The sequence below is a fragment of the Cystobacter fuscus DSM 2262 genome (genome assembly GCF_000335475.2).
GTDB classification, from domain to species: domain Bacteria; phylum Myxococcota; class Myxococcia; order Myxococcales; family Myxococcaceae; genus Cystobacter; species Cystobacter fuscus.
Map to the genome: position 1 here is coordinate 34,282 of NZ_ANAH02000002.1, position 12,068 is coordinate 46,349.

Genomic DNA, 12,068 nt, shown 5'->3' on the forward strand with positions numbered 1-12,068 from the left:
CCGCGTGGGGCTCGCCCTCGTCATGCTCGACGGGCTTGGTCAGGGGGCGAGGGCGACACTGCCCAGCGCGGCCAGCCCCGAGTCGGCGCATCCCAGGCGCAGCCCAAGCCCAGATAGCCCGGCTCATGCACGGACTTCGTGGGCGCCACGTCCAGACACACCGGGGCGCATTGGCGGACGTTCCCGAGAGAGTCGAACACGCGCCAGGCCACACTGGGCGTGGCGGTGGTATTCGCCTTCAAGGGCAGTTCGAGGAGGTTCTCCAGGGGCTCGCCGCCACTGCTCCTGTTTTCTTGAAAACCAGCAATAGCTGCCATGCCAGGAGTCCTGGCGGAGGCATGATGTCTCAAGAGAGCCATTCCGGGGGGAAATCTTCTACGGAGCGTGAAAAGAGGAGGAGGTCCCATGTTGCTCGTTGGGCTGGGCCGCCGCGCCGTTCCTTCGCACTGGATGCCATTCGGCTGGCGATGCACCAGCCATCGCGCTATCAGGACTCGCTCCCATTCGGGCGTATCCCCGCGCATTTGCATTTTGTGTTTGATGAAGGTGTTTGGCTTGACTGGTGGCCACATCCGCGTCGAGCGCGTGCAGGGCGAGGGCTCGCGCTTCACGGTCGAGCTTCCGGAGAGGGTGGAGGACCGAGGGGCAGCCATCCACCCAGGATGGCCCGTGGAATCAGGAGGGAGGGCGAGTCCCAGGCCCTCTCAGTTGCTCCAACTCGGCCTGGAGCTTCACCAGGCGCCGCTCTGCCTCCTCGCGCTTGCGCGACTCCTCCTCCGCACGCCGCTCTGCCTCCTCGCGCTTGCGCGATTCCTCCTCCGCGCGCCGCGACTCCTCTTCCAGCAGCTCATGGGACTTCAGCAGCAGCGCGTTGCCCGCCCACAGCCGCAGCTTTCCCCCCGCCAGCTCGAACTCCAATCCCAGCACCTCCGAGCGGTAGCGGCCCTTCTCTGGAGCAATTCGCTCGTACCGGCTCGCCTCGGGCGTGGGCAGCCGATACGCCTCCAGCCGCTCCCTCGCCCGGTCATAGATGAAGTACTCGGCGACCCTCAGCCGGGCGTAGCGCTCCACGTTGTACTCGGCGTCCTTCTTGCGGTCGCCGCCGACGTGGACCTCCATCACCCACTCCAGCCCCTTGCCCTCGTGGCTCACCACCCATTTCTGGCGCGGGTGCGTCTCCACGTCCCGCACCGCCAGCAGATCCGGCGCGAAGCGCCTCTCGTCCGGGTAGTACACCGGCAGCTCCGTGCCCAGGTACACCCGCCGCCCCTGCGGCGAGAAGAATCCCCGGAGCACGTCCAGCGTCTCCAGCTTCGCCTGGGAGTGCAGGTCCCCCTCCGGCATCGCCATCTCGTCCCACGTCACCTCGCCGGGAAGTGACTCCACCACCTGCGCCCGCTCCTCCGTGCTCATCCTCTCCCACTCTTCCTTCGTGGGCGCCCGGGGAAAGGCGTCTCCACGCTCCTGTGCGCGCTGTGGCATGCCCGGAAGCCTGGGAGCGGCTGCCGCGCGCGTCAATTGCCCCCAGCGCGCCCACCCAGCAAGTGTCGGGCCGGACACCAAGCCCCTCGCTGCGAGTGGAAGGCGCCCGTAACCATCTCCGGCCCCGTCCTCAGCGTTTCTGTCCGCGGACGCCCCGGCCGCCCTGGCCACGTTGCGGAGAGGGGGTCCGGAGAGGGTGTCAAAGGATTGGAAACAGCTTGGCTTGAGCGCGTGGTTCCTCTGCGTGGCTGTGGATGTTGGGAGAGGACGACTGCATGACGAGGGAGAAGGCCCTCTGGAACGACCGTTGGTCGGTGGCGGCCTGTGACGCTCACATCAACGGCGACAACTTCGACTTCTGCCAGGACTCCATCAAGGTCCTGTCGTGTGACAATATCGTCGATTGGGTCGTGCTCGTCGCCGACAAGTGCTCCCGGGACAAGGTCTGCGGCGGCAATCCGTAATCCGTAGAGAGTGGTACGCGTGCACCCGCGCTCCTACGCTCCACACCCCCAGGGCTTCATCCGCACCAGGGTGCTCGACAAGTAGGGAGCGCGGGTGTCAACCCCTCGAGGCAGGCGCCCGTCACCTTCGAGCGCCGGGTCGGCGGACCCGCGCCTGGGCGATGTCACTGCCTCCGAGTAGACTCTGGTCCTCGCACTGGAGGCACCCGTGTCTGGCGGACTCAATTGGAGGTTCTTGTGGGACCCGGTCGGATTCGCCAGGAGTCACGTCCTGGTGCCCCACGGGAATCTGATGCCCACCGTGAAGACGCACCAATCGGCTGGCGTCACGACCCACTTCTCCATCGACTCCGCGGAGCGGGTTGCCTGGTGCAACATCGAAACGGAGGGACTGGGGCTGTACAAGGGGAAGAAGAACATCCATGCGATCAGCATCTCCACGCAGCGCGCGGACCACTGGTTTCCGTGCTTCTGGCTCCCCTGGGGCGGAGATAAAACCTACAAGGTGACGTTGGTGGACAAGCGTCCCTTCAAGGTCGGCGGTGAGCCGAAAATCTTTCTCACCGCGGCGGTGGATGGCTGCTCCGTGTTCGTGGAGGGAACGGAGGAGGAGCCGACCGTCTATCACGCCAACGCCATGGGTCAGAACCCGAGTGGTTTCGATCTCAATACCCAACGATACGCCGTCCGGGTGGACCGTTCCATGCTCATGAGGGATCGACTGCTCGCGATTCCCGAGCCCAAGCGGGGAACGGGGAGCGGGCTTCGTGTCGCCGAAGGTGGCGACTACATGATCGACTTCCTGCAAGCGCTACCACCGCAGGAAGAGCAGCGTCTCAAGGATGAAGCAGCCCAGTGGTTGCGGAAGAAGAAGATCCAGCCCGGTCAAGGCACCGCCCAGGGAGCGAATGGGGCCGTTCGGGACATGGGCATCCAGGTCGAGGCTCACCAAGGGACCGTCTTCGGCGTGAAGAAGAACAAGCGCTGGTCCTTCTATTATCAGCGACGGGTGAGCATGAAGTACTCCACGCCGAAGTCGGGTCGCACCGACTTGAGCAAGACCAAGAACTGGAACACGTATTCCATGTGGCTGTCCGCGGAAGTGGTCAAGTTCTGGCCCACCGGGGGCAACGAAGTCCCACGGATCACTCCGCTCCCCAACTGGCCGGGCTGAGGCGACCCCGGGCGTCTTTCAGCGCAAGCAGTACTCGTCGCTGTTGCCTTGAGGACATAGAGACCGTTCGAGAAGGCCTTCGTGTCGAGATACCAATCATGGAAAGTTCTCGATGTGAAACGTTTGGGCTTGTAGCGGATTTTCGACCGGGAACCCGGATTCTTCGAGCTTCAAAAGATGAGAATCGCGCGGGGTCGGTCCTGGGCTCCTGTCCCGCGACCAGGTGCTCTCCTGACGAACTCGTTTCTCCGATGGAAGTTTTCGCGTGACACCGTCGTGTTTCCCCACGTTCGACTCCGCAGGTGGGGAACACACGCCCTCCCGCTTGGCTGGGCCCGGAGGTATAAGAGCACTTCTTCAATCCAAGGAGCCTCGAATGCGCATGCATTGGTGTGTCGTCCTGCTGGTTCCGTTGGTCGGGTGCGTCTCGCAGAAGGCGTTCGACTCGAAGTCGAAGGAGGCGCTCACCCTCAAGCAGCAGTACGACGAGCAACAGGAGCAGCTGAAGGCCCTGGAGCAGCAGCTTGGCGAGAGCCGCACTGCGGCCGACAAGACCCAGAAGGAGAACGCGGAGCTGGAGTCCTCGCTCTCCAGCAGTGACGCCGAGCGCCGCGCGTTGCGCAAGCGCGTGGACGAGCTGTCGGATCTCAACCAGGAACTGTCCCGCAGTACCGAGAAGCTCGCCGCGGCGAAGGAGGCGCTCGAGAAGAAGTCCAGCGAGTACGAGAACCTCGCCAAGAGCCTCAAGGAGGAGATCAAGACCGGGAAGATCGAGCTGTCCGAGCTGAAGGGCCGGATGGTGGTGAAGATGAAGGACAAGATCCTCTTCTCCTCCGGCAGCACGAAGCTCAACAAGGAGGGCCAGGATGCGCTGGCGAAGGTGGCGCAGGCACTCAAGGACGTGCAGGGGAAGATCATCCGGGTCGAGGGCCACACGGACAACGTTCCGGTGCCGACGGACGCGAAGACGGAGTTCGACTCGAACTGGGAGCTGTCCACCACGCGCGCGCTCGTGGTCGTGAAGCTGCTGCAGGAGCAGGGCGTGCCGCCCACGATGCTCTCCGCGCTGGGCTATGGCGAGTACCAGCCCATTGCCTCCAACCAGACGGCGGATGGGCGGAGCCTGAACCGGCGCATCGAGATCGTTCTCGCGCCGGCCGAGCAGGCTCCGTCCGCGGTGGTGGCTGCCTCGGTGAAGAAGGCCCCGGCGCCGACTCCGGCTCCCGTGGTGAAGCCGGCCTCCGGCACCAAACCCGCCGCGAAGAAGAAGTAGCGGCACGGAAGAAGGCGCGGCGCTGACGCCAACCTTGTTTCCTGCCGTGAGCAGCACTTTCGTCGCGGCGGGACGCGGGGAGGTGAGGGTGAAGACAATCTCTTCTCTGCCCGCTAGAAGCCGATGAAGGCGTACAGCGCGCGGTGGTTCGACTTTGTACTGCTCACCGTGTAGTCGATCGGCGACGGTTGCACGGCCCCTTGGACGAACAGGTAGTCGATCTTCGCTGCCCCGTGCGTGGCGGCCGTACCGTAGCCGGTCATGCCCTGACCGCTGAGCGTGGTCGAGGGGATGTTCCTGCGGTTCGCGTCGATGCCCACGATGCGGATCGTCGATGCGTTCATCAAGCTGGACGCGTCCGCTCCGAGGTGGATACCGGTACCGTTGATGCCGGTGTCCCCATTACCCGCGCACGCGTTCGCCGAGTTTTCCTCCGGAAGGTGCAGGGTCGCCGCGAACACCGTGGTACCGGTCGCCTTGATGGTGAAGCGCGCGGCGATGGCGCTGGTGCGCTTCCACTTGTACTGATAGGTGGTCCCGGAATCGCTGTTCGGCGGCTTGTACAGGGTACATCCAGCCCCCCCGTTGTACGCCGTTCCTGGCTTGAGCCACCCGGCGCTCCAGTAGGCCGAGATGTCGCCGGTGGCCAGGCTCAACCGCCCGGTGTTGTAGATGATTCCGTTGGTCTGCTTCTTCTTCAGGTCGCCCAAGGACTGATCACTGCACTTGTGGCTGCCTCCCCAGGGCTCGGGGTCGTCCCAGGCAACGAGCGCCTTGTACGTCCCCACCGGCAGCCCGAACATGGCGGAGAGCTGGTCGGCGTAGGCCTGTGCCTGCCCGATACCGCGGACCTGCTGCACGATGAGCAGATCGGGGGCGACCACTGCGGAGGTACCGGTCTGCCCAGCGTCGTCGACGAGTATCGACCTCAGGTGGTCCGTACCCGAGACCCGGGTGCAGGTCCCGTCGGCGTTGTTCAGGACCAGGTTCTCGATGTTGTTGCTGTACACCCGCAACACCCGATCCGTCGGCTGTCCCGAGATCATGGCGTCCGCGTCCGCGGGCTGGAGCGCGGCGAATACCGCGAACAGCGCGAGGCTTGAGAGCACGGCCAGTCTTCTTCGATAGATGGACACTGTTTCTCCTTCTCTGCGGTAGAAGCGCTCGGGCCAGGGCCACGGGGCTGGGCAGGCCGAGCTCGTGTTCGAGCACGCCCCATTCGCCCCCGGGGTTGACCTCCAGGAAGATGCGTACGCGCCTGGGCGAGTACCACCCGCCCATGGCGCTCAGCGGCTGACGGCTCCCCAAGCAGGGGCGAGGCCGGAGCCGGAGGAGAGGAGCGCATCCCCCCATGGGACCAGGCCGGGCTGCGACGCCGGACGAACGCGCTGGACGTGTTCGCGTGCTGGAGGTGTGGAGGCAGGCGCCGGGTGTTGGCGGACGTGACCGCATCCAGCGGAGTGTGCGCTATTCTGGAGCACTTGGACAGAGGTGCGCTTGGCTCTCCCTCTCTGGAGTGGCGGTTTCTGGGCGGGAGTGTAGTACCTGGACGGTCTGGTTTGACTCGAGGATGAGGCGATATGAGCGTTGATTCGGGTAGGTCCCACCTCGTCGCGTGCGCATGCGGCCAGGTGGTATTCGAGGCGGTGGGGGCGCCGATCCTGACCACGGTGTGTGATTGTGCGAGCTGCCGCGAAGCGGGCCGGCGGATCGAGGCGCTTCCCGGCTCGGCACCGGTGCTCGATGCCGATGGCGGCACCAGCTTCGTGCTCCATCGCAAGGACCGCGTGCGCTGCACGAGGGGTGGGGAGCAGCTCAAGGAATATCGCCTCAAGCCCGATTCGCCGACGCGGCGGGTGGTGGCCACCTGCTGCAACTCGGCGATGTTCCTCGAATTCAACAAAGGCCATTGGCTGAGCCTGTACCGGAACCGCATCCCCGGTGCGCCGCCGGTGGAGATGCGGGTGATGACCCGGGACCGCCCCGATGGCGCGCCCCTGGACGGAAACGTGCCTGCCTATGCCACGCATTCGGTGGCATTCATGTGGCGGCTGTTCGCGGCGTGGTTCGCGATGGGACTGCGCACTCCGCGCGGCATCGACGGCACGAAGAGCGCGGCATGAGCGGTGCCAACGCCGAGCTGGCGACTGAGAAAATCAACGGCCCGAGCCCACGCCGTCAGGAGTGCTGTGCTTCGCCTTGGATGGGAAGGGGGCGGAAGGGACAGCCGAGAATGAACTGGTGGCCCCAAGACTCCCGCCGCCGTCAGACGCAGTGGGCCTCGGTTCCCCCGGGCGTCTGGCCCCGCTCGCGCGGCGCCGGATCCTTGCTGATTGGAACCCATGGCTCCCTGTCGCTCCTGGGTGGGCACTCAGCGCTTGACGGCGTAGTGCAGTAGCACCACGCCACTCAGGTACGTGCGGGTGCCGAGCAACTCGAGCCCGACGAGCTGGGAGAGCCGCGGGGCGACGGCCTTGCCCGAGCCAATCATCACCGGGTTGACCTTGATGAGGACCTCGTCGATGAGGCCCGCGTCGAAGAGGGTCTTCGCCAGAACCCCTCCGCCGCACAGGTAGATGTCCTTGCTGACGCGCAGTTGGGCGGCGCGCACGATGCGGCTCATGTCCTTCTGCTGGCCCGGACGCGATTTGAGTTCCCTCACGAAGCCGACGACGTCATCCCGGACGAGGTTCACACGGGGGGAGGGACTCTCCTTCATGGAGCGCGAGCAGACATGGGTCTCCATGGACGGGTACGGGTCCGTGACGCCCACCTTCAGACCGAACTCGTAGGTGCTTCGCCCCATCACCACGGTGTCGTACGTCGAGGCCAGGTCATCGAGGTAGTCCATGACGTGGTCGGGGGGGGAGAGGTGGGGGAAGAAATCGGTCGAGTCATCCTCGCGGGCGATGAAGCCGTCGAGGGTCATGGCCACGTGGTACTTGAGCTTGCGCATCTGGGCCTGCATGAGAACTCCACCGGGGTCCAGGACTCCGGGATGAAGGGTGGGGGGGGAGACCGGCTCGTGCAGCTTACTGGACCGCCAGCCCCGCGAGGGCCCGCTGGGCCCCTTGCCCCTGGGCGTGACAATGGATTCCTCCGTCCTGCGTACTGCTGGAGGACAGGAGCATCGTGCTCCGAATGGAGGATTCGCACCATGCTGGACCTGCAGATTGATCGGCGCTTCAAGCGCACCTGGGACTTCTTCGTGGGCAACGCCACCGCTTTGCTCCTGGGCAGCCTCGTGGTCCTGGCCGGCTTCCTCGTCGTCATTCCGGGGCCGTGGTTCGCCTTCAACCTGCTTCAGGAGACCCTCGAGTGTGTGCGGACGGGACGCCCCATGCGCTGGCAGGCGGCCTATGACCGGCCGGGCAACTTCCTCAAGAGCTGGGGCCTCACCCTGGCCATGGGTATCCCCATCACCCTGGGCTTCATGCTCTTCGTGGTGCCGGGTGTGCTCCTGACGCTCTTCTGGTTCCATGCGCCCCTGCTCGCCGCCGAGGGACGTCCGGTCCTGGAGTCCCTCGCCGAGAGCGGCCGCATCTTCCAGCGCCGCAAGGACTGGGCCTCGTACTTCATCAACTTCCTCGTCCTGGTGGTGCTGTCGGCCGTGGCGGGAGTGACGTTCCTGGCGTGCCTCGTCACGCTGCCGCTCTCCCTCATCTATCTGGCCTACTGCCACACCGACGAACTGGGCCTGGGGACGATGCCGCCGCTGTCCGAGCGGCGGATCATCGTGTGACCAACCGACCTGCAACTGCTGCTGCAAGTGGCGTCCCGCGTGCCTCGCCGTGAGCTGCTTCCACGGGAGAAGTCAGCTCACTCCTTCTCTTGTCATCTGGGCTGTAGCTCCTCCATGCAGACGGGGAGGGTGTGGGGCGTCATGAGGTTGGAACCGCCAACGGTCCTGGAGTTGGCGCAACAAGCACCGTTTTGGCAGACGTAACCAGATTGGCACCGGTTGCGGTAGATGCAACCACCCCGAGGATCACATCCCTCGCTAATCATGCATTCTTCGAATAGGTCCGGGCAATCGGTTGCAGTGCCGCCGGAGCATGTGCCTTTGCCGTCGCAGGTGTCTTCCGTGCACAGATTGCCCGTCTCACAAGCGGTTCCAGCCGATTGGGGCACGTACTCACACGCCCCAGAATTGACATTGCAGGTGCCACTCGCTTGTTGATAGCACGTTGGCGGTGAGTTGCACGCCTTGGTCTTCCCAGCGCAGATGCCCGCGCTGTTGCATTGATCGGTTTCGGTGCAGGGATTCCCATCGTTGCAAGACGCGCCCACGGTCTTGAGCTTGTAGGTACAGGTGTTGTTGACGCAGGTCCCAGCGGCCTCATGGCATTGGGTGGGAGGGGCGTCGCAGACGAATGGCGAGCCGCCGATGCACTTGCCCGCCCCGTCACAGGTGTCGTTGACGGTGCACAACTGGCCATCCTCGCAGGCCGCACCGGTCTGCTTCAGCGGATACGTGCACGTGCCCGCGACGCATTCTCCCAGCGGTTCGTGGCACGAACTGGGCGGCGTGGTGCATCGGGTGGATGCGTTACAGGACGAGGTGTCTCCTCCGTCCGAGGAACTGGGGGATTCGGAGGTCCTGCCACAGATGGCCTCCTGTTGCGCCGTACTCGCGTTCTCGCAGAAGTCCTCTTCGACGTCGAAGGGGATACAGGCCACCACGAACAGCACGGGCAGCAAGCGCAACACCCAGGTCCTCGGTTGCTTCATGGTGTGCTCCAGGAAAGGGAGACATGGGCCCCGCCATCCGTCGGAACCGCGCTGAGGGCGGGCGTCGCCGCGGATGGCCGGAGGAACAGGAGGCTGCCAATGCTCGCCGCCGCTCCGGCTCCCACGAGGATCCACCCGGCGGTCTCGAAGGCCCTGCCCTGGCCCACGGTGGCGTTCAACTGTTCCCGCGTGGTGATGGAGGCATCCCCCTGGCGGAGCTGCTGCTCCAGGGACTTCGCCCGGACCCAGGACAGCACGCCCACGACGGCGACGCCCCCTCCCGCGATGGCCACCGGCACCCGGTAGGGCGAAAGACGATCACCCAGGGTGGGTTGCGAGGAGCCGCTGAGCATGAGCACCTCCGCGGGCTTGTCCGGAGGGGGAGGAGACTTCGCGGCCAGGGAGGCCTTCACCCGGGTGCGGACCTTCTCCAACTGGTCGGTGATCTTGGGCGAGACATCCAGGGGAATCTGCGCATCCGGGGAGAGGGTCAACGCGCGCTCGAAGCACTGTTCCGCCAGCTCGGGCCGCTGCGCCGTCTCGTAGCGCAGCACGCCCTCCAACAGGGAGATGGTGACCACCTGCTCGGGTGTATTGGAGGGCCACTTCGCCGCCTTCTCGAGCATCTGCAGGGCGTCGTTGTATTTGAACTTCTCCCGCAGTTGCGTGGCCTTGGCGATATAGGGGTTGTCGCGCTCCTTGGCCGCGGCCCAGGACGCGCTCCAGGGGGCGCTCAGGACGAGCAACACTCCACACACCGCTGCCTTGCTCCTGTTTCCTGGACCTCGAGAATGGCTGTTCATGTCGTTGGGGCAGGCCCCCCCTGCACGGGCCTTTAAGTGGTTGTCAGTGAGCCCATATCCCCATGCCGGAGTACAGTCCATCACCCCGCGTGGTTTCGAAAACAGCACAATCATCTATTCCTGTGGCGAACACTGCCCTGGTCTGGCGGCCCGTGGCGGGGCGAGTCCGGGTGTTCCCGCCATCTTCCCGACAGTGTGTGGACGTGGGTGACTCCCTGCCCGGCCTCTGCTAACTAAGGTCCGAGGAGTCCCCCGCTCGTGGTGCATGGAAGGAGTGGTCTGTCCGAATGAACCTGGGCAGGTACCAGTTGATGGGCAAACTGGCCTCTGGCGGCATGGCGGAGGTGTACCTCGCCAAGGCGGCGGGCCCCATGGGCTTCGAGAAGAAGCTCGTGGTCAAGCGCATCCTCCCCCATCTGGCCGAGGACGAGTCGTTCATCGAGATGTTCTTCGCCGAGGCCCGGCTCGTCGCGCGGCTGGACCACCCCAACATCGTGCAGATCTTCGACTTCGGCGAGGCCGATGGCTCGTACTTCCTCGCCATGGAGTACATCGACGGGCTCAACCTGCGCGTGCTCCTCAAGCGGGTGCTCGCGGCCGGAGAGCGGCTGCCCGTCGCGTTGTGCGCGAAGATCGTCTCCGCGGCCTGCGAGGGGCTCGCCTACGCTCACGAGTTCGTGGAGCCCGACACGGGGACGCCGCTGCGCCTGGTCCACCGGGACATCAGCCCCGACAACATCCTCGTGTCCACCCATGGGGCGGTGAAGCTGGCGGACTTCGGCATCGCCAAGGCGGCCAATCAGATGCACCGCACGCAGACGGGCATCGTCAAGGGCAAGGTGGCCTACATGCCGCCCGAGCAGCTCCAGGGCAAGTCGCTGGATGCGCGCACCGATATCTTCGCGCTGGGCGTGGTGCTCTACGAGTTGCTCAGCGGGCGCAGGCCCTTCGCGGCCGAGAACGAGACGGGAATGATGCTGGCCATCCTCCACGAGGAGCCCGTTCCCGTGACGCGCTACCGGGAGGATGTTCCCCCGCGCGTGCAACAGATCCTCGAGCGGACCCTCGCCAAGGAGCGGGACGCGCGCTACGCGAACTGCCGCGAGCTGCAGATGGACCTGGAGCGCTACCTGCGCACCGTGGACGAGCCCGTGGGACCCGTCGACATCTCCCGCTGGGTCGCGCGCTTGTCCTCGCCCGGAGCGGCCGAGGCCAACAAGACGCCCAACGCGAAGCTGCTGCTGGAGACTCCTTCCGCGCCCTCGCTCGCGGCGCCCGCGAGCACCCGGGTTTCCTCCTCGTCCCGTGAGCGCACGCGGCAGGGGAGCGACACCGGATCGCCAGCGAAGGTCCCCACGCTCGTGGAGGAGCCCCTCACCGTGGGCGATACCACCCGGACCGATCCGGCCCAGTCCCGGCCTCCAGGCGGTTCTCCCTCCCGCTGGACGGGGAGGGTGGTCCTGGGTGTGTCGGTGCTGGCCCTGGCGTCGGCGGGGTATGGTTTCTGGCGGGTGACCCGGTCGGCTCCGGCCCCCGTTGCTTCCGTGGCCCAGGTGGAGTCCGCGAGCCCTCGTCCCGAGAACCCGACCAGGCCCGAGGCCGGGGCGAATCCTTCGTCCACTCCTCCCGTGCCCGTCCCGTCCCCGCCTGACCCGGACCCGAAGAAGAAGGCGTCCGCCTCCGCCGAGGCCCAGCCACCCCCGGCCCTCGAGCCCCATCCGCCGGCTCCCGAGCCGCCAGTCTCCCCCGCGCCCCTTCCCGCCTCCTTCCGGGTCGAGTCCAACCTCCCCGGCTCGGTGCGGGTGGGAGGCAAGCCCTTCGGGTCTACCCCCGCGGACGTGAAGGGCCTCACGCCGGGCCGGGTGAGCGTGGAGGTGTTCGACAAGCAGCAGGGCTTCTCCAAGAAGCAGACCTTCGAACTCAAGCCCGGCGACAATGGCGTGCTGCGGTTCACCATTGGCAAGGGTCGCCTGTCATTCCTCGTGCTGCCCTATGCCACCGTGGTGCTCGACGGCAAGACCCTGGGGGATACGCCCCTGCCTCCCGTGGAGGTCTATGAGGGCCGCCATGTCATCAAGCTCATCAATGACAAGCAGGGTGCGCCGGTGACGCGCGAGTTCGTGGTCAAGCCGGGCGACAAC

9 protein-coding genes and 1 pseudogene are annotated in these 12,068 nt (G+C 65.7%); 6 read left to right on the forward strand and 4 right to left on the reverse strand.

All coding sequences use genetic code 11. The features are described from left to right. Positions 1–675: 675 nt before the first annotated feature. The gene (locus D187_RS04085; protein WP_043428337.1) at positions 676–1,482 is read right to left on the reverse strand and encodes a Uma2 family endonuclease; all 807 of its coding nucleotides are present in this window, start codon (positions 1,480–1,482) and stop codon (positions 676–678) included. Positions 1,483–1,757: 275 nt separating this feature from the next. Here D187_RS04085 and D187_RS04090 point away from each other — a divergent pair, with 275 nt between their 5' ends. The 3 genes from D187_RS04090 (at position 1,758) to D187_RS04100 (ending at position 4,393) form a co-directional block, all read left to right on the forward strand. Then, positions 1,758–1,946 (forward strand): DUF6184 family natural product biosynthesis lipoprotein, encoded by a 189-nt coding sequence (locus D187_RS04090; protein WP_002622390.1) that lies wholly within the window; start codon positions 1,758–1,760, stop codon positions 1,944–1,946. Between the two features lie 274 nt (positions 1,947–2,220). Then, positions 2,221–3,120, forward strand: coding sequence for a hypothetical protein (locus D187_RS04095; protein WP_155893164.1), 900 nt, complete (start codon positions 2,221–2,223; stop codon positions 3,118–3,120). A 376-nt stretch (positions 3,121–3,496) separates the two neighbouring features. Next, positions 3,497–4,393: an OmpA family protein gene (locus D187_RS04100; RefSeq protein WP_020917768.1), complete on the forward strand. Its 897-nt coding sequence runs from the start codon at positions 3,497–3,499 to the stop codon at positions 4,391–4,393. 113 nt (positions 4,394–4,506) lie between these two features. Here D187_RS04100 and D187_RS04105 read toward each other — a convergent pair whose 3' ends face one another. Then, positions 4,507–5,529: a hypothetical protein gene (locus D187_RS04105; RefSeq protein ID WP_002622386.1), complete on the reverse strand. Its 1,023-nt coding sequence runs from the start codon at positions 5,527–5,529 to the stop codon at positions 4,507–4,509. Positions 5,530–5,973: 444 nt separating this feature from the next. On the opposite strand from D187_RS04105, the gene D187_RS04110 reads away from it, so the two are divergent. Next, complete coding sequence (locus tag D187_RS04110) at positions 5,974–6,516, forward strand: GFA family protein (protein WP_043428339.1); 543 nt, start codon at positions 5,974–5,976, stop codon at positions 6,514–6,516. 248 nt (positions 6,517–6,764) lie between these two features. On the opposite strand, the gene D187_RS04115 is transcribed toward D187_RS04110, so the two are convergent. Beyond that, positions 6,765–7,361 carry a dihydrofolate reductase family protein gene (locus D187_RS04115; protein WP_002622384.1) on the reverse strand — a complete coding sequence of 199 codons (597 nt, stop codon included), beginning with the start codon at positions 7,359–7,361 and terminating at the stop codon, positions 6,765–6,767. A gap of 189 nt (positions 7,362–7,550) precedes the next feature. Between D187_RS04115 and D187_RS04120 the strand changes: the two genes are divergently transcribed. After that, a complete protein-coding gene (locus tag D187_RS04120) occupies positions 7,551–8,135 on the forward strand; it encodes a hypothetical protein (RefSeq protein ID WP_002622383.1) in 585 nt (194 codons plus the stop codon). Positions 8,136–9,120: 985 nt separating this feature from the next. Here D187_RS04120 and D187_RS04125 read toward each other — a convergent pair. Then, positions 9,121–9,882, reverse strand: a complete 762-nt coding sequence (locus D187_RS04125) for a hypothetical protein (protein WP_002622382.1) — start codon at positions 9,880–9,882, stop codon at positions 9,121–9,123. Between the two features lie 332 nt (positions 9,883–10,214). Between D187_RS04125 and D187_RS59495 the strand changes: the two are divergent. Further along, positions 10,215–11,058, forward strand: a pseudogene (locus D187_RS59495) (serine/threonine protein kinase); the annotation flags it as partial. Positions 11,059–12,068: the final 1,010 nt, after the last annotated feature.